Origin of the sequence: Corynebacterium meridianum (genome assembly GCF_016342265.1) — a bacterium.
In the GTDB taxonomy this organism is placed as follows: domain Bacteria; phylum Actinomycetota; class Actinomycetes; order Mycobacteriales; family Mycobacteriaceae; genus Corynebacterium; species Corynebacterium meridianum.
Window position 1 is genome coordinate 1 of record NZ_JAEIOS010000009.1, and the last position, 17973, is coordinate 17973.

Consider the following 17973-nt stretch of genomic DNA (forward strand, 5'->3'; position numbering starts at 1 on the left):
CCACACCCACGAATCATGTCAACCCGAGGCCACAACCAGACTCAAACCACCAACCCGACCAACCAAACAAACCCGCCGGCCGCGCTGACTCGCATCAATCTACACACACCCCACCACACACGCAAAACCCCAGGAAAAAGCCGCTTTACCGGAAACCGACGACGCCGCTTCACGTCTTTTTACTCAACCACCCGATCCGGGAAGCGGCGACCCGTCGGAAAAATGAAACCCGTGCCCCACCGGTTTCCGGTGCGGCACGGGAGTCGCGTGAGTGAGGTGAATGACCGGTTAAGCGGTGCCCGCGAAGTGGGCACCCGCGAAGTTCTTCTTTCCCCGGCGGAGGACGAGCCAGCTCCCGTGGAGGAGATCCTGCTCGGTGGGCTGCCACTCCTCGTCCGAAATCCGGACGTTGTTCGCGTAGGCCCCTCCTTCCTTGACGGCACGGCGGGCCGCTCCCCTGGACTCCGCGAGTCCGGTGGCGACGAGGAGATCGATGATCGTACGCGGTTCCCCCGCGGCAACTTCCGCGACCGCGGTCTCGGAGACCGCCCCCTCGAGCGTGCGCTCGTCGAGGTCGGCGAGTTCGGCGCGCCCGAACAATGCCCGCGCCGCCAGTTCGACGGCCTCGGTCGCGTCGGCTCCGTGGACGAGGGTCGTCATCTCGCGGGCGAGTCGGCGCTGGGCCTCGCGCTTGTGCGGACGTTCGCCCACCTCGACCTCGAGGGCGTCGAGTTCCTCCTTGTCGAGGAACGTGAACCAGCGAAGGAACTTGATCACATCGGCGTCATTGGTGTTGAAGAAGTACTGGTACCAGCTGTAGGGGCTGGTCATCTCGGGATCCAGCCACAGCTTCCCACCGCCGGTGGACTTACCGAACTTGTTGCCCTCGCTGTCGGTGACCAGGGGAACGGTCAACGCGTGGACGGTGACGCCGTTGACGCGACGGTTGAGGTCGACCCCGGAGACGATGTTTCCCCACTGGTCCCCGCCGCCGATCTGCAGGACACATCCGTGACTGCGGTTGAGCTGCACGTAGTCGTTGGCCTGCAGGAGCATGTAGGAGAACTCGGTGTAGGAGATGCCGTCCGAGTCGAGACGCCGCTTGACCGTGTCGCGGTTCAGCATGGTGTTCAGGGAGAAGTGCTTGCCCACGTCCCGGAGGAAATCGATGACGCTCAGGTTCTTGGTCCACTCGGAGTTGTTGACCATGACCGCGGCGTTGTCGCCCTCGAAGTCGACGAAACGGGCGAGCTGGTTCTGGATACGCCCGAGGTTTTCCGCCACCGCCTCCTCGGTGAGCATGGAGCGCTCTCCGACGTCGCGGGGATCGCCGATCATGCCCGTGGCACCACCTGCGAGGGCGACGGGACGGTGGCCGGCCCGCTGGAAACGGCGCAGGAGAAGAAGCGGGACGAGGTGACCGGCGTGGAGGGAGGGGCCGGTCGGATCGAAGCCACAGTAGAGGGAGATCGGGGAACGGGTTTCCTCGCGGAGTTTGTCGAGGTCGGTGGACTGGTTGATCAGGCCACGCCAACTCAGTTCGTCAATGATGTTCATCGTCAGTTCCTCATTCGTTGAAAGACTGCTCGGAAGGGTGTGGGGTCAGTCGGCGGACGGCCAGGAGACTGCCTCGTCGATCAGGAGCACGGGGATGTCGTCATCTATGCGATAGGCGAGACCGAGCCTCCGGTTGACGAGCACCTGGTCGTCCTCGAGATACTCCAGTGGCCCCTTGTCCCTCGGACACGCGAGCACATCAAGCAACTGTGGATCGATACTCATGCCCACCGATCTTACCCGGCGCACAACCGGCCGGCCCCTGCACCCCGGTGAGTTCTCCGGACCGGGCTGACCGGGCCGCGGTACCACACCACGGGCGACGACCAGACGGATGGGAACCGGCACCGGGTGAGGTCGATGAGGGTCGGGCGACCGAGAAACAGGCAGCTCCAAGGATGAGCGGCGACTTCCGGCAGGTCACCGTGTTCCCCGGGGGAGGTGAGACAATCGGCTCCACGACCGCGCCGATGCGACACCGGGACGGTCCCGCGGGCAATGCTCCGGGACCGACCCCACCGACAGTCAGCTGGGGACTAAACTCGGCGCTCATGTCACGCCTCGTATCCCGACTCGACCAGTTCCCCGAAACCATCTTCGCCACGATGACCAACCTCGCCGTCGAGAAGGACGCGGTGAATCTCGGTCAGGGTTTTCCGGATGAGGACGGGCCTCAGTCAATGCTCGACGAGGCCGTCCGCCAGATTCGCACCGGGAACAACCAGTATCCTCCCGGACGCGGTTTCGCCGGACTGCGCGCCGCGGTCGCCACGGACCGGAATGAGAGTTACGGCCACAGCCTTGACCCGGATACCGAGGTACTGATCACCGTCGGTGCCACGGAGGCCATTTCAGCGACGGTCCTCGCCCTGGTGGAGCCGGGAAGCGAGGTGATCGTCATCGAACCCTATTACGACGCATATGCCGCAGCGGTCGCGCTCGCGGGTGCGGAGCTCGTACCCGTCCCGCTGATCCTCGATTCCGCATCAGATTCGGGATGGAGCCTGGACCACGACGCATTGGGCGCAGCGGTGAGTTCCACTACCTCGATGATCATCATCAACACTCCGCACAATCCGACCGGGCACGTCTTCGGGGATCAGGATCTGGAGACCATCGCTGATCTGGCACGACGAAACGACCTGGTGGTTCTGTCCGACGAGGTCTACGAGAAGCTGCTCTACGACGGTCGCAGGCACTCCCCGATCGCACTGCTACCCGGGATGAGGGAACGCACCGTGACGGTCTCGTCCGCGGCCAAGTGCCTGAATATCACCGGGTGGAAGACCGGCTGGGCGATGTCCACACCAGAGCTTATCGACGCGGTGACGAAGGCGAAGCAGTTCCTGACCTTCGTCGGGGTCGGTCATGTCCAGCCGGCGGTGGCCCACGCTCTGGTCAACGAGCGAGCCTGGATCGCGGATCTCCGGGACGACATGCAGCGACGCCGGGATCTGCTCATGGACGGGCTCGACCGTGCCGGGTTCGATGTCAAGGCCTGCGCCGGGGGCTATTTCGTCATCGCGGACGCCACACCGTTCGGTGTCACCGATGCCGCGGAATTCTGCACGGGAGACCTCATCGACCGCGGCGTGGTGGGGATCCCGGTGTCCGCGTTCGCCACGAGCGGGAACGCCGGGCACCTAGAGCCACTGGTCCGCTTCGCGTTCTGCAAGCGTGAGGAGCTCATCCGGGACGCCATCGCACGCCTCGCCTGACGTGGACGACGATGCCCGGCTGGCTCCGTCCGCCCCGTCAACCTAGCCGCGGACCGGGGTCTGCGCCCAGGTGCGGAACTCCGCGGACCGGTCCGCGACCCGGCCGCGCTGTTCGGCGACGCGGACACCGGCGGTGCCGCCACGGGTCGCGCGCGAAGCGACGGCACCCTCCACGGTGAGAACCTCCCGGACCTCGGGGGTGAGACGCGGATCGACACCGGAGAGTTCGTCGTCGGTCAGTTCGTCCAGGCCGACACCGCGGGACTCGGCGATCCGGACGCAGGCTCCGGACGCCTCGTGGGCCTCACGGAACGGAACCCCTTGGCGGACCATCCACTCGGCCAGGTCGGTTGCGAGGGTGAACCCCGCGGGAGCCAGCTCCGCCATCCGCTCCGGGTGGAACGTGAGGGTGGAGACGAGACCCGTCATCGCCGGCAGCAGGAGATTGAGCTGCGCGACGGAGTCGACGATGGGCTCCTTGTCCTCCTGCAGGTCACGGTTGTAGGCGAGCGGCTGCGCCTTGAGCGTCGCCATCAGTCCGGTGAGGTTACCGATGAGACGACCGGTCTTGCCCCGGGTCAGCTCGGCGACGTCCGGGTTCTTCTTCTGCGGCATGATCGACGAGCCGGTGGACCAGGCGTCGTCGAGCGTGACGTAGCCGTACTCGGGGGTGCACCAGTAGATGATCTCCTCCGCCAACCGGGACATGTCGACGGAGATCTGCGCGAGCACGAACGCCGTCTCGGAGGCGAAATCGCGGGAGGAGGTGCCGTCGATGGAGTTGTCCGCCGCCGAGTCGAAGCCGAGTTCCTCGGCGATCACCTCGGGGTTGAGGGTGAGGGAGGACCCGGCGAGGGCACCGGAGCCGTAGGGCGAGACCGCGAGACGCTTGTCCAGGTCCCGGATGCGGTCGACGTCGCGGAGCAGGGGCTGCGCGTGGGCGAGCAGCTGGTGGGCGAGGAGCACGGGCTGTGCGGCCTGCGAGTGTGTCTTGCCCGGCATGATGGCGTCAGGGTGCACCTCGGCCTGGCCCACGAGAGCGTCGACGAGATCGGTGACGCCGAGGGCGATGTCCCGGACGGCGTCCCGGACCCACATGCGGAACAGCGTCGCAACCTGGTCGTTGCGCGAACGACCGGCACGGAGCCGTCCGCCGACCTCCGGGCCGACGATGTCGATGAGTCCCCGTTCCATGGCACCGTGAACGTCTTCGTCGGTGGGCTCGGGGCCGAACTCACCGGAGGCGACCTTCTCCCCCAGCTCGTCGAGGCCGACGAGCATCGTCTCCAGATCGGCGTCCGACAGGAGGCCCGCGGAGTTCAGGACCTTCGCGTGGGCCTTGCTGGCCAGCACGTCATAGGGGGCGAGCACCCAGTCGAAGTGGGTGGACACGCTCAGTGCGAACATCGCCTCGGACGGACCTCCGGAGAAACGGCCGCCCCAGAGGGCACCCTCGTTTGTCTTGTGCTGTTCCACGGTTATCGTCGGCTCCTTCGGGAGTGGCTTACTTCTTCGGTTCTCTTCTGGTGTGCTGCGTCGTCGCGCGGTGGCGCACGGAGTCATCGGTCACGGCGAAAACCCCTCCACCGATGGCGCCGTGCCCGGTTCGGGTGACGTCATCGGTGGAAGGGCGCGTGCATGACCGTGGATTCTACTTGCCGGCCTCACGGTCGCGGCGGCAGGCGATCTTCGAGGAAAGGCCGTGCAGCTCGACGAAGCCACGGGCGAGGGTCTGATCGAAGGTGTCGCCCGTGTCGTAGGTGGCGAGGTTGAAGTCGTAGAGGCTCGACTCGGAGCGGCGACCGTTGACGGTCACCCGGCCTCCGTGCAGGACCACCCGGATGTCACCGGTGACGTTCTCCTGGGTGGACTCGATGAAGGCGTCGAGAGAGCGCTTCAGCGGGGCGAACCAGAGACCGTCGTAGACCTCCTCGGACCAGCGGGCGTCGATGAGCCGCTTGTAGCGGGCGAGTTCCCGCTCGACGGTGACGTCCTCGAGGGCCTGGTGGGCGGTGATGAGGACCGTCGCACCGGGAGCCTCGTAGACCTCGCGGGACTTGATGCCGACGAGCCGGTCCTCCACCATGTCGAGCCGGCCGACGCCCTGGGCTCCACCACGGCGGTTCAGTTCCTCGATGGCCTCCAGGACGGAGATCTTCCTACCGTCGATGGCGACCGGGACACCGTTCTCGAAGGAGATGATGAGTTCGTCGGGCGCGTTGCCCATCGCCGGATCCTCGGTGTAGGCGTAGAGATCCTTCGTCGGCGGGTTCCAGAGATCCTCGAGGAAGCCGGTCTCGACGGCACGGCCCCAGACGTTCTGGTCGATGGAGAACGGCGACTTGGTGGACTGTTCGATCGGGAGGTTGATCTCCTCGGCGAAGGCGATCGCCTTGTCCCGGGTCCAGGCGAAGTCCCGTGCGGGGGCGATGATCTTCAGGTCGGGGTTCATGTCGGCGAAGCCGACCTCGAAACGGACCTGGTCGTTGCCCTTACCGGTGCAGCCGTGGGCGACGTGGGTTCCGCCGTGCTCCTCGGCGGCCTCGACGAGGTGCTTGACGATCAGCGGGCGGGAGATCGCGGAGACTAGCGGGTACTGCTTCATGTACATGCCGTTGGCCTTGATGGTCGGCAGGCAGTACTCCTCGGCGAACTCGTCCTTGGCGTCGACGACGACCGCCTCCACGGCGCCGCAGTCGAGGGCACGCTGACGCACGCTCTCCATGTCCTCGCCGCCCTGGCCGAGGTCGAGTGCCACGGCCACGACCTCACCGCCGGTCATCTTGGCCAGGTACGGGATGGCCACCGAGGTGTCGAGGCCGCCTGAATAGGCGAGAACTACGCGATCAGTCATGTCTTCTCCTTGAGAGGTGCTTCATCGTTCATATTTCGGGTTCTACCAGCGGCAATCACGATGCCTCCGGGTAACTCATGTGTGCACCACACACTAACAGTGCGGATGGTGCGGGTGCAGCAGGTGCCGGTGCGTGAAAACCGGACGCCGCTGCCCGACAACCGCAACTCTAGATGGTTTATTCATTCAAATGCAAATTATGCATACTCTGTCCGTTCCGTTGCCTTATGCGACGGGGCAACACGAGTTGTGGTGCACCGTCGGCGGACTGTCGGCCGGCGTACCCCACCCGCGGGGAACGCACCACGCGCGCCGCGGTGATGTCCGGGGCGTCTGCGGGAAACGGAGACCGGGGACTTCGCCGTCCACACACGGGATCGCCCGGAGGGACGGGCCGCCCTTCACCTATTCCGCACGGATCGACGTCCGCCGGAATGTCGGTTCCGAACCCCGGATCCCGCACCCGGGACACGCCGGCAGGGTCAGCGTCGCTCGAACATCTCGCCGAGCTGCTTGCCCGTGAGGGGTTCGCGGGCGATGACGAAGATCGTGTCGTCCCCCGCGATGCAGCCCACGACCTCGTCCATCTGGACGCGGTCGATGAAGCTCGCCAGGTACTGGGCGGCACCCGGCGGGGTGCGCAGCACGGCGGTGTTCCCAGAGGCGTCGACGCTCACGAGGAGATCATCGAGCATCCGGCGGAGCTTCTCCGCCGGCCCCCGCATCTGCTCCGTGAGCGGTGCCTCAGCGGGGCCGATGGTGTAGAACGCCCGTCCTCCGTCGGGCCGGACCTTCTTCGCACCGAGCTCATCGAGATCACGGGACAGTGTCGCCTGGGTGATGTCAATGCCCTCGTCGAGCAACAACTCGGAGAGCTGGACCTGGGAGGATACCCGGTACTTCTCCAGGATCTCCACGATCCGCCCCTGTCTCGCGGCGCGGGTCACCGGTGCGGGCCGACTCATCGTGCCGCACCGCCGGGCTGGTGCTCCAGCAGCCACACCATCAGGGCCTTCTGGGCGTGCAGGCGGTTCTCCGCCTCGTCGAACACCACGGACTGCGGTCCGTCGATGACCTCGGCGGTGACCTCATTTCCCCGGTAGGCGGGCAGACAGTGGAGGAAGATCGCGTCGGCGGCGGCCCGGGCCATCACGGCGTCATCGACCTGGTAGGGGCGGAACACCGCGACGCGGTCGATGCCGTCGTTCTCCTGCCCCATGGACACCCAGGTGTCCGTGATGACGATGTCCGCACCGTCCACCCCGTCGAGACTGTCGGTGACGGTGATCCGGGCACCGGTCTCCTCCCCGATGGCGCGTGCACGATCGACGAAGCACTCATCGGGCTGGAAGCCCTCGGGCGCGACGATCGTCATGTTCACCCCGGCCGTCGCGAAACCGATCAGGTAGGAGTTCGCCATGTTGTTGGCCCCGTCCCCGATGTACACGGCGCTCCTGCCGCGGATACCGGCGGGCCCCTGTTCGGGCGCGAGTTTCTCGATGCAGGTCTGGAGGTCCGCGAGGATCTGGCACGGGTGCAGGTCGTCGGAGAGCCCGTTGACGATCGGGACCGTCGCGGTCTCCGCCATGGCGAGCAGGCTGTCGTGGGCGTAGGTGCGCCACACGATCATGGAGACGAATCTGGAGAGCACCGCTCCGGTGTCCTGGTAGGTCTCCCCCTTCCCCATCTGCGTCTTGTCGGCCACGGCGACGATGGCGTTACCGCCGAGCGCGGCGATACCGGCGTCGAAGGAGAAGCGGGTGCGGGTCGAGGTCTTGTCGAAGAGCACGGCGACGGACTGCGGACCGGCCAGCGGCTTGCGTGAGTACGGGTCGGCCTTGAGCTCGGCGGCGAGGGTGAGGACCTCCGCCTGCTCGGCCGGGGTGAGGTCATCGTCGGCGAGGAAGTGCCGGACGTTCGGTGTGGTGGTCATGTGTCTCCTACCCTTCGTTGTTCTGCGTGGCTGTCCGGGCCTGTGCCCGGGTCTCGGCGAGAACGGCGCCGATGCGCCGTGCCGCGTCGTCGAGCTGCTCCGTGGTGATCACAAGCGGCGGGGTGATGCGGATGACGCTGTCCGACGGGGCGTTGAGGATCAGCCCGTGCCCGAGTCCGACCGTGACCGCCTTCTTCGCCACCGGTTCGTCGAGGACGAGGCCCAGCATGAGGCCGCGTCCCCGGACCTCGTCGACACCGTCGACGGCCTTCATCGCAGCCGTGAAGTGTTCCCCCTTGGCACGGACATCGGCGATGAAGTCCTCGTCGATCGTGTCCAGTACCGCTAGTGCCGCGGCACAGGCGACGGGGTTTCCACCGAAGGTCGTGCCGTGACTGCCCACGCCGAACAGGGATGCCGCACGGCCGTGGGCGAGGCAGGCCCCGATGGGCAGTCCCGCGCCCAGCCCCTTGGCCATGGTGACGACATCGGGCAGGATGCCCTCGTGGGCGTGGGCGAAGAAGTCCCCGGTCCGGCCGACACCCGTCTGCACCTCGTCGACGATGAACAGGATGCCGTGCTCGTCGCAGAGTTCCCGCACCGCGGCGAGATAGCCGTCCGGGGCGGGGATCACGCCCGTCTCGCCCTGGATCGGTTCGAGGATGATCGCCGCGGTGTCCGTCGGGTTAACGCCGACGAGCTTCCGCAGGTAGTCGATGTCCCCGTAGGGGAAGAACTCCACGCCTCCGGGAAGGGGTTCGAAGGCAGTGCGCTTGTCCGGCTGACCGGTCAGCGCCAGCGATCCCATGGTCCGGCCGTGGAATCCGTGCTCCGCCGCCAGCACCCGCCGCTTCCCGGTCAGTCGGGCGAGCTTGAAGGCGGCCTCGTTCGCCTCGGCGCCGGAGTTGCAGAAGAACACGCGGGTCGACTCCGCGACCACCGCGTCACCGTGTGCGAAACGTTCCTTGAGCTTCTCCGCCACCTCGACCACCGGCCGGGACGCGAAGAGGTTGGACACGTGGGCGAACCGGCGGATCTGCTGTTCGACGGCCCCGATCACGGCCGGGTGCGCGTGTCCGAGGGAGTTCACCGCGATACCGGCGAGCAGGTCGAGGTAGACGGTCCCGTCGGCGGCGGTGACCTCCGCACCGTCACCCGAGACGAGATCGAGCGCAGGGGCGTAGGTGTTCATCAGCGCACCGGGCCACCGGCCGAGGGCGTCGTAGTTGTCCGTCCGGGGTTGATTCATGGCTTGACCTTCTGGAATTCGGTGGGGGCTGGGTAGTCGTCGCGGTCGTAGGTGTCCGGCAGGACCATTGTGCCGATTCCGCCCTCGGTCAGCAGCTCGAGGAGCACGGAGTGCGCGACGCGACCGTCGATTACGTGGGCGGCGTGGACGCCCTGGCGGACCGCGTTGAGGCAGGACTCCATCTTGGGGATCATGCCGGCGTCGAGCGACGGGAGGAGGTCGGAGAGGTCGCCGACGGAGATCTTGCTGACCATCGATGAGGTGTCGGGCCAGTCGGTGTAGAGACCCGGGACGTTGGTCAGGATGATCAGGCGTTCCGCCCCGATGGCGCTGGCGAGCGCCCCCGCGGCGGTGTCTGCGTTGATGTTGTGGACCTGCCCCTCCTCGTCCGGGGCGATCGTGGAGACCACCGGGATCCGGCCGGCGTCGATGATGTCCATGAGTGAGGAGGCGTCGACGTGGGTGATGTCACCGACAAGACCGATGTCGGTGAGTTCGCCTCCGACCTCGACGAGGCGGCGCTCCGCGGTGAACAGTCCGGCGTCCTCACCCGAGCAGCCGACCGCGTAGGGGCCGTGGCAGTTGATCAGGCCGACGAGATCCCGGCCGACCTGACCGAACAGCACCATGCGGACGATCTCCATCACCTCGGGGGTGGTGACCCGGAATCCGCCGCGGAACTCCCCCTCCATACCGAGCTTCTGCAGCATGGCGTTGATCTGCGGGCCGCCACCGTGGACGACGACGGGTTTCGCGCCGACGGTCCGGAGAAAGACCATGTCGGCGGCGAAGGCCGCGCGGAGCTCCTCATCGACCATGGCGTTTCCGCCGTACTTGACCACGACGATCTTGTCGCGGAAGTGTTTGAGCCAGGGCAGCGCCTCGGCGAGCACGTTGGCCCGTACCTCGGGTGTGATGTCCTTCAGCATGTCGTTCATGTCTCGTCCCGGTTTCTGGGGTCTCGTGGAGGGGTCTCGGTGCCGGTGGGCGGAGACCTTCTAGGTGGAGTACGCGGAGTTGATCTCGACGTAGGCGTGGGACAGGTCGGTGGTGCGCAGTGTCGCGGTGCCGGGGCCGCCGGTCCCGAGATCCACGGTGACGTCGATGTCGCGACCGGAGAGATCGACGTCACGGGCGCCGGGCGCACCACACGAATCAAGGCAGACAGGTTGACCGTTGAAGTGGACGGAGATGTGTTCGGGGTCCATGTCGGCGTCCGCCATGCCGACGGCGGCGAGCACTCTGCCCCAGTTGGGATCCGAGCCGAACATCGCGCACTTGAACAGCGGATCGCGGCAGAGGGTGCGGGCCGCGTTGGCGGCCTGGGTGTCGTCCGTGGTGCCGGTGACGGTGACGGCGACGCGCTTGGTGACGCCCTCCGCATCCGACTGGAGCTGCTTGGACAGGTCCGTGCACACCCGCAGGACAACCTCGTTGAGATCCTCCTGCTCCGGCGTGACTCCGGAGGCCCCGGAAGCCAGGAGGATGACGGTGTCGTTGGTGGAGGTCGAGCCATCGATGTCCAGGCAGTCGAACGTCACCGCGGTCGCGGCGCGCAGTGCGGTGTCGGCCATCTCGGGGGTGACCGCCGCGTCGGTGGTCAGGCAGACGAGCATCGTCGCAAGAGAGGGAGCCATCATGCCCACACCCTTGGCCATTCCGCCGACCGTGTATCCGGCACCGTGGGCGACCGACTCCTTGACGATGGTGTCGGTGGTCATGATCGCCTCGGCGGCGGCCCGACCGTTGTCACCGTCGTTCACTGTGAGTCCATCGACGAGTTTGGCCACGCCGGCGAGCACGACGCCCATCGGCAGCGGTTCCCCGATGAGCCCGGTGGAGCAGGCCGCGACGTCCCCCGGTTCGACCCCCAGCGACTCCGCGACGCGTTCGATCGTCGCCGTCGCGTCGGCTTCTCCCCTGGATCCGTTGCAGGCGTTGGCGTTGCCGGAGTTGTAGACGACGGCCTTGAGGCGACCGTCGGCGATGTTGGCGCGGCTGATCTTCACCGGTGCGGCGACGATCCGGTTCCGGGTGAACAGGGCCGCCGCCGTGAGGTCGGGGCCCTCGTTGACGACGAGGGCCATGTCGGGTTTACCCGACGCCTTGATTCCGGCGGTCGTGGCGGCGGCTGCGAAGCCCTCGGGGGCGGTGATTCCGGTGTCAGACATTGGGTACTTCCTGGACGTTGGTGATCGGTGGGATGACGGTACGGCTGCGGCGGATCAGGGTGCCACCCCGCATCGGGACAGTCCCGCGGTCTCGTCCAGCCCGAGCGCGAGGTTCATGCACTGGACCGCGGCCCCGGCGGTGCCCTTGGTCAGGTTGTCGATGGCGCTGGTGACCAGCAGGCGACCCGCATCATCGTCGACCTCGACCTGGACCTGGCACATGTTCGAGCCCAGCACGTTCTGTGTCTGGGGCTGGGTCCCCTCCGGCAGCAGCTGGACGAAGGGCTCGTCGGCGTAGGCGTCCCGGTAGGCGGCACGTGCGTCCGCGGCCGTGCCCCCCTCGGCCAGCGGGGCTGACGCCGTGGTGAGGATACCGCGGGGAAGTGGTGCGAGGACCGGGGTGAAGGACACCGTGACCGGGGACTGACTGTGAAGGCGGAGATTCCGTGCGATCTCCGGGGTGTGCCGGTGCCTTCCGGCGGTGTTGTAGGCCTTCAGCGATCCCATGGTCTCGCTGCCGAGCAGTCCGACGGAGGCCTTCTTTCCGCCGCCGGAGACGCCGGTGACGGAGACGATCGCGACGTCTGGGATGATGAGGCCGGCGGCGACCGCCGGGAGCAGGGCCAGCGTGGCTCCGGTGGGGAAACAACCGGGCACGGCGACGCGCTTCGTTCCCCGCAACAGCTCCCTGTTCCCCGGCATCTCCGGGATACCGTAGGGCCAGGTGCCCGCATGTTTCGACCCGTACCACCGTTCCCAGTCGCCGGCGTCGTCGAGCCGGAAGTCGGCGGCGCAGTCGATCACCACGACGTCGGGACCGAGCTGGTCGGCGATCGCCGCGGAGTGTCCGTGGGGCAGGCCGAGGAACACGACGTCGTGTCCGGCCAGTTCGTCGGCGGTCGTCGGTGCGATGACCCGGTCCGCGAGCTCGGGAAGGTGGGGCATGAGCTCGCCGACGGTGCTCCCGGCGGTGGAGGCACCGGTCAACGCTCCGATCCGCAGCCCGCCGTTCCGGTATTCGGGATGTCCGAGGAGGATCCTCAGAATTTCTCCTCCGGCGTATCCGCTGGCACCTGCGACTGCAACTGTGACTGACATGGATGCCACAATATCATTTATGCGCTCTTATGCAAATTATGCATCGGCAGCGGTGTCCGTCACCTCCGTTCCCCCCGCATAGGACGGAGTCGCTCCCCTGCGGCGTGGCGAACCCTAGAATCGGCGGTAGCAGCTCCGCATAAGCTTCGGTATCAACCTGTACCACTCCGCACCGGCGATACCACTCACCCGGAGGAAACCATGTTCACTTCAAGACGCTCCACCGGCAGACTCCCCCGACTCGCACTGTCCGCCGTACTGGCTGCGGGAACCCTCACCGCGTGTGGGGGAGATCCGTCCCCCGAGCCGCCGGCCCGCACCGAAGTGTCACCGGCACCGAGCCACCGGGCCGCGGACACGATCGAGGCTCCGGTCCGCCAGCCGACCGAGGATGAACTCCGGTGGAGATCCCGGATTCCCGACGGTGAGTACGTCACCGCGGTCTGTCAGGGGTACGGCGACCTCCAGTTCACCAATTTCAAGGCCGAGGAAGGGATCGCCCCGGAAGTGATCGCGGGCGACCTCAGGCGGGCCATCGCATCATTCCGGACGGCCACCTCGACCCTGCCGGAACCGGCGAACGAGGTCATCGCCCGCTCCGGCGACGACCTCGCATCGAGATTCGACCGCATCGAGCCGATGGTCTCCCCGGACGCGTCTCCGGCACAGATGTCGGACGCCCTCCCACTCCTCACCGGCCACCCGGAGATAAAGGGCATCTACTACGACTTCAGCACGGAGGTGGGTAATCTGCCACCGGAACAGGACGCCGCAGCCAGACGGATCCCGGCCTGCTCCCACGTCTTCCGGGACTACGACAAGGTTCTGGACGACCGCGTCGTGCTGCCCCTCGCGGATGCCGCGGTGAGACTGCAACAAGCCAGGGACGGCTGGACCATCGCCATGGAGGAGGCCGGCATGCTGCCGAAAGATCTGTCGGCCGAACCCGTCACCGATTACCCGACAGCGGAAGGGGAACCGCTCATCCCCATCCTGCCGCCGAATCCCGACGAACTGGGGCCGCCCAAGGAGTACTTCTTCGCTCTCGCCGACAGGGACCCGGAGAAGTGGCGTGCGATATCCGATTCCATGATCGAGGGAGCGGACATCCTGGAAACCTGGGAGAACACCGCGACGGACCCGATCGAGTTCGACGCGGCACAGGAGGTGGTCGTCTACCGGGAGAACCTGAAGTACGCCCTCTACGACGCCGCTGCGGCGCTGAGCGAAGCCGCGGACCGGGCGGACGGGATCCTCGACGATACCGGCACGGATCTCTCCGGAAAGCTGGACGCGCTCACGGCGTTCGACGATGACGTCGACGCCCATATCAGGAACGTGGAACTGATGGCCAGGATGCTGCTCAAGCTGACGCTCGAAAAAGCCGGCCTCATGACACAGGAGGCGGTGGAAAGCGCGGTCCAGCTACAGAGCAGGGAGGACGTGGGGCAGAAGATTCTCGAGGATTTCGACGAGGACCTGAGGAAGATTCTCTGAATCGGTGCCCTGGCCGGCGACACCACAACCGGCGGCCGGGGCGTTCTCAGGAGGCCGGAACCCCCGCCGCGACGGCCTCCGAGTTCGCGGTTCCCCGTGTCTTCTCCGGTCGTTCGAGCGCCATGTCGCCGGGACGGATCCAGCCGGCCCGTCTCATTGCCTCGGAGATCAGGAGCGTCACCAGTGCGGGACCGACGATGTTCAGTCCGAGGATCATCAGCGTGAGGGACACCGCACCGTGGTCGGGTGACATGACGCTCCAGGTCATGAGCTGGCCGACGAGGCCCGAAGTCCCCATGCCCGACCCGGCCGGGTTGTTCTCCATCGCGAACACGGTCGTGGCGATCGGCCCCAGGATCGCAGAGGCGATGATGGGCGGCAGCCAGATCACCGGACGCCGGACGATGTTCGGCATCTGGAGCATCGAGGTGCCCAGCCCCTGGGACACCAGACCCGCCCAGCGGTTCTCCCGCCAGCTGGCGACAGCGAAGCCGACCATCTGGCAGCAGCAGCCCACGGTGGCGGCACCCGCCGCCAGCCCCGACAATCCGAGGATGATGCCGAGGGCCGCCGACGAGATCGGCAGGGTCAGGCAGATGCCCATTATCACGGCGACGAGGATGCCCATCAGGAACGGCTGCCGCTGGGCGGACCAGTTGATCATCTCCCCCAGCGCCGTCATGAACTCCGAGATCGTCGGGCCGATGAGCAGGCCGACCGCCGAACCCGAGCAGATGGTCACCAGCGGGGTGACGAGGATGTCGACGGGCGTCCGCCCGGACACGAACAACCCGCACTCGACCGCGATGAACGCGGCGATGAACGCTCCGAGGGGCTCTCCCGGTCCCAGGAGCTGGAACGACAGACCGTCGACGACCCCTCCCCCGAGAATCTTGCCGGCGTGGGCACCGACCATGCCCGCGACGCCGGTACCGGCGATGACGAAGGTCGACGCCGAGAGCCGGTGGGCGACACCGATGCCGATACCGAATCCGGTCAGCACCGAGGCCACGGAACCGGTGACGACGAGGAACTCGCCGATGGTCCCCGGAACGTAGCGGCCCAGCTGGACCATGATCGTTCCCACGATGAGGGTGGCGAACAACCCGAAGGCCATGCCGGTCAGTGCATCAATGAAGAACAGGGACGCCCATCTGCGTATCAGTCGGTTCACAGAAGGTGACTTTAGTGAGTTCGGTGTAAAACCGGAACTATCCGGACACCGGACAAGTTTGCCATCACCCCTGACACATACCCCCACACCGGTCGAGAAGGCGGCCCGGCCCCATCGCGGGGGCCGGGCCGTCGGAACAGGTGCGGATCAGGCGCGGATTGTGGCGCCGTGCTCCCGCCCCGCCGCGTCGGCCGCGGCGAGCCGCGCCGCCGAGCACTCGTCGTCGGTCAGCGTACGGTCGGTGGCCCGGAACCGTAGCGCGAACGCCAGCGACTTCCGGTTCTCGCCGAGGCTCTCCGAGCGGTAGACATCGAAGAGCTCGACGCTCTCGATCAGCTCTCCCGCAGCCGACAGCAGGGTCCGGCGCACATCCTCCGCCGGAACGTCCTCGTCGACGACGAGCGCGATGTCCTGCATCAGCGCCGGGAACGGGGACAGCACCGGCGCCGGTGTCGAGGGCGCGAACGGCAGTGCCGTGACGTCCAGCTCCATCGCGCACGTGCGCGCGGGCAGGCCCGCACGCTCCAGGATCTGCGGGTGCAGCTCCCCGGCGTACCCGACGACGGTACCGTCGACACTCAACGCGGCGCACCTACCGGGGTGCCACGGCAGCTGTTCGGCGGCCGAGACCTCGAGCTCGACATCGGCCGCTCGGGCGACAACCCGGGCGGACTCCACCGAGTCGGCCCACGTGTAGGCGCGGGCGGACCCCAGCGGGCCTGCGGCCTCGATGTCCCCGGCACCGACGGTGGCGACGTGCAGCGGCTGCGCGGGGAGCGAGGCGAGGAGTTCCCCGACAGCCTGATCCGACGGACGGCTCCGCACGTCGGGCATCGGTGACCGGTCGATCTCCCCCGCGACCGTGACCTGCTCGACCCCGTAGAGCGAGACGTCGCGCTGCCCCCTGGCGGCGTTGCGCCGGACGGCGTCCAGCATGTTCGGCAGCAGGGTCGTGCCGAGTACGGATCGGTCGGCCTCGAGCGGGTTGAGCACCGCGACGGTCCGCCGCCTGGGATCGTCCGCGTCGAGCCCCCAGACGTCGAAGACGTCGGCCTCGGTGAACGGACTCGGGAGGATCTCGGTGTAACCGTTGTACGCGAGGGCGTGACCGATCGCGCGGCGGCGCCGCTGTGCGGGTGTCAGGCCGCGGCCGGCCGGGGCGGTGGGGACGACGGAGGGAATGTCCTCCAGCCCCTCAAGGCGCAGCACCTCCTCCACCAGGTCCGCGTCCATCGTGATGTCGGGGCGCCACGTCGGGGGTGTGACCGTGAGGACGTCACCGTCACGGTCGACGACACATCCGACCTCCTCGAGACGGGAGATGACGGTGTCGTGGCTGATGTCCATCCCAGCGATACGCGCGGGGCGGTTGACGTCCATCCGTACCGTCGGCATGGCGGGGACGTCACCGACCAGGGTCCGCCGGGAGTCCACGGTGCCTCCGGCGATCCGGGCCAGCAGATGGGCCGCGACGTCGAGCGCGATCTCGACGAGAGCGGGATCGACCCCCCGCTCGAATCGGCGCGAGGCCTCACTGGACAACCGGTGTCTGCGGGAGGTCCGGGCGACGGTGATCGGATCCCAGTTCGCGGCCTCCAGGTAGACGTCGGAGGTGTCGTCGCTGATCTCGGAGGAGGCTCCGCCCATGACACCCGCCAGCGAGAGCACACCCGATCCGTCAGCGATGACGACATCCTCGGGGTCGAGGGTGCGCGTCACGTCATCGAGGGTGTCGAGCTTCTCCCCCTTCTCCGCGCGGCGCACGACGAGCGTGTCTCCGGTGATCCGGGCCACGTCGAAGGCGTGCATCGGCTGTCCGAACAGCATCATCACGTAGTTCGTGACATCGGTGGCGGCATTCACCGGACGCTGGCCGCAGAGCATCAGCTCCCGCTGCATCCACAGGGGCGACTCGGCTCCGGCAGCGGTTCCCGTCACCCGGCGGAGTCCGAACCGGACGGCCTTCGTCTCCGGACGCACATCGACGGTCAGTAGTTCACCGTCGGGCGTGGGCACCGAGACGTCGATGCCCGCCACACCCGGCTCGTGCGCCGGATCCTTGAACGTTAGGCCGAAGGCGCTCGCTATCTCGCGGGCCAACCCCCGCGCGGAAAGTGCGTAGCCACGGTCCGGCGTCACGTTGACGTCGAACACCGTGTCATCCAGTCCCATGACGGCGCGCGCATCGGAACCGAGCTCGTGGTCAACGTCGTCGGGGAGGGTGATGATGCCCTTGTTCTGCTGGGTGGTGAGCCCGAGTTCAGCGGCGGAACAGATCATGCCTGCGGACATCCGCCCGTAGGTCTCGCGCGCGGCGATCTCGAAGTTCCCCGGAAGCACGCATCCGGGAAGGGACACGACGACGTGGTCTCCCTCGCTGAAATTGCGGGCGCCGCAGACGATCGACTGCAGTTCCCCGGTCCCGTTGGCGTCGCCCACGTTGACGTGGCAGTGCCTGATCGGCTTCTTGAATCCGGTGAGCTCCTCGATCGACTCGACCCGTCCGATGACCAGTGGACCGGTGGTTTCCGGGATCGCGGAGAAGCCTTCGGTCTCGAAACCGACGCGGACGAAGCCGCTGTCGAGTTCGGTGTCGGTGACCGACCAGTCCGACCGGGTTCCGTCGGCGGAACGCAGCAGCCGGGTGACCCAGTTCTTGGCGATGAGCATGTGGGGGATTCTCCTGGGGTTGAAGACGATGGTGAGAGGGAACGGAAACGGT

14 protein-coding genes are annotated in these 17973 nt (G+C 67.1%); 2 read left to right on the top strand and 12 right to left on the bottom strand.

Going from position 1 to position 17973, the window contains the following annotated elements; genetic code table 11:
- Nucleotides 1–288: 288 nt before the first annotated feature.
- Both tyrS and JDV75_RS00090 read right to left on the bottom strand, forming a co-directional pair.
- The gene (gene tyrS / locus JDV75_RS00085) at nt 289–1563 is read right to left on the bottom strand and encodes a tyrosine--tRNA ligase (protein ID WP_198737636.1); all 1275 of its coding nucleotides are present in this window, start codon (nt 1561–1563) and stop codon (nt 289–291) included.
- 39 nt (nt 1564–1602) lie between these two features.
- Nucleotides 1603–1782 (bottom strand): Trm112 family protein, encoded by a 180-nt coding sequence (locus JDV75_RS00090; RefSeq protein ID WP_198737239.1) that lies wholly within the window; start codon nt 1780–1782, stop codon nt 1603–1605.
- A 326-nt stretch (nt 1783–2108) separates the two neighbouring features.
- Here JDV75_RS00090 and JDV75_RS00095 point away from each other — a divergent pair, with 326 nt between their 5' ends.
- Nucleotides 2109–3275: a pyridoxal phosphate-dependent aminotransferase gene (locus JDV75_RS00095; protein ID WP_198737240.1), complete on the top strand. Its 1167-nt coding sequence runs from the start codon at nt 2109–2111 to the stop codon at nt 3273–3275.
- A gap of 42 nt (nt 3276–3317) precedes the next feature.
- Here the strand turns inward: JDV75_RS00095 and argH are convergent, their stop codons facing one another.
- The 8 genes from argH to argC all read right to left on the bottom strand — a co-directional run bounded on the left by argH (nt 3318) and on the right by argC (nt 12580).
- Entirely contained in the window at nt 3318–4751 is a 1434-nt protein-coding gene (gene argH, locus JDV75_RS00100; RefSeq protein WP_198737241.1) for an argininosuccinate lyase, read from the bottom strand.
- 175 nt (nt 4752–4926) lie between these two features.
- A complete protein-coding gene (locus tag JDV75_RS00105) occupies nt 4927–6129 on the bottom strand; it encodes an argininosuccinate synthase (RefSeq protein ID WP_198737242.1) in 1203 nt (400 codons plus the stop codon).
- A 482-nt stretch (nt 6130–6611) separates the two neighbouring features.
- Nucleotides 6612–7094 carry an arginine repressor gene (locus tag JDV75_RS00110; protein ID WP_198737243.1) on the bottom strand — a complete coding sequence of 161 codons (483 nt, stop codon included), beginning with the start codon at nt 7092–7094 and terminating at the stop codon, nt 6612–6614.
- Nucleotides 7091–8062, bottom strand: coding sequence for an ornithine carbamoyltransferase (argF, locus tag JDV75_RS00115; protein ID WP_198737244.1), 972 nt, complete (start codon nt 8060–8062; stop codon nt 7091–7093). The genes JDV75_RS00110 and argF overlap by 4 nt, the downstream gene beginning before the upstream one ends.
- 7 nt (nt 8063–8069) lie before the next feature.
- On the bottom strand, nt 8070–9311 hold the full coding sequence (locus JDV75_RS00120) for an acetylornithine transaminase (protein WP_198737245.1): 1242 nt from the start codon (nt 9309–9311) through the stop codon (nt 8070–8072).
- Nucleotides 9308–10249 (bottom strand): acetylglutamate kinase, encoded by a 942-nt coding sequence (argB, locus tag JDV75_RS00125; RefSeq protein WP_198737246.1) that lies wholly within the window; start codon nt 10247–10249, stop codon nt 9308–9310. The genes JDV75_RS00120 and argB overlap by 4 nt, the downstream gene beginning before the upstream one ends.
- Nucleotides 10250–10309: 60 nt before the next feature.
- Complete coding sequence (argJ, locus tag JDV75_RS00130; RefSeq protein WP_198737247.1) at nt 10310–11482, bottom strand: bifunctional glutamate N-acetyltransferase/amino-acid acetyltransferase ArgJ; 1173 nt, start codon at nt 11480–11482, stop codon at nt 10310–10312.
- A 54-nt stretch (nt 11483–11536) separates the two neighbouring features.
- On the bottom strand, nt 11537–12580 hold the full coding sequence (argC, locus tag JDV75_RS00135; protein ID WP_198737248.1) for an N-acetyl-gamma-glutamyl-phosphate reductase: 1044 nt from the start codon (nt 12578–12580) through the stop codon (nt 11537–11539).
- 201 nt (nt 12581–12781) lie between these two features.
- On the opposite strand from argC, the gene JDV75_RS00140 reads away from it, so the two are divergent.
- Nucleotides 12782–14077: a hypothetical protein gene (locus JDV75_RS00140; RefSeq protein WP_198737249.1), complete on the top strand. Its 1296-nt coding sequence runs from the start codon at nt 12782–12784 to the stop codon at nt 14075–14077.
- 46 nt (nt 14078–14123) lie between these two features.
- Here the strand turns inward: JDV75_RS00140 and JDV75_RS00145 are convergent, their stop codons facing one another.
- Complete coding sequence (locus JDV75_RS00145) at nt 14124–15251, bottom strand: PTS sugar transporter subunit IIC (RefSeq protein ID WP_198737250.1); 1128 nt, start codon at nt 15249–15251, stop codon at nt 14124–14126.
- Between the two features lie 147 nt (nt 15252–15398).
- Complete coding sequence (pheT, locus tag JDV75_RS00150; RefSeq protein ID WP_198737251.1) at nt 15399–17921, bottom strand: phenylalanine--tRNA ligase subunit beta; 2523 nt, start codon at nt 17919–17921, stop codon at nt 15399–15401.
- Nucleotides 17922–17973 lie beyond the last annotated feature (52 nt).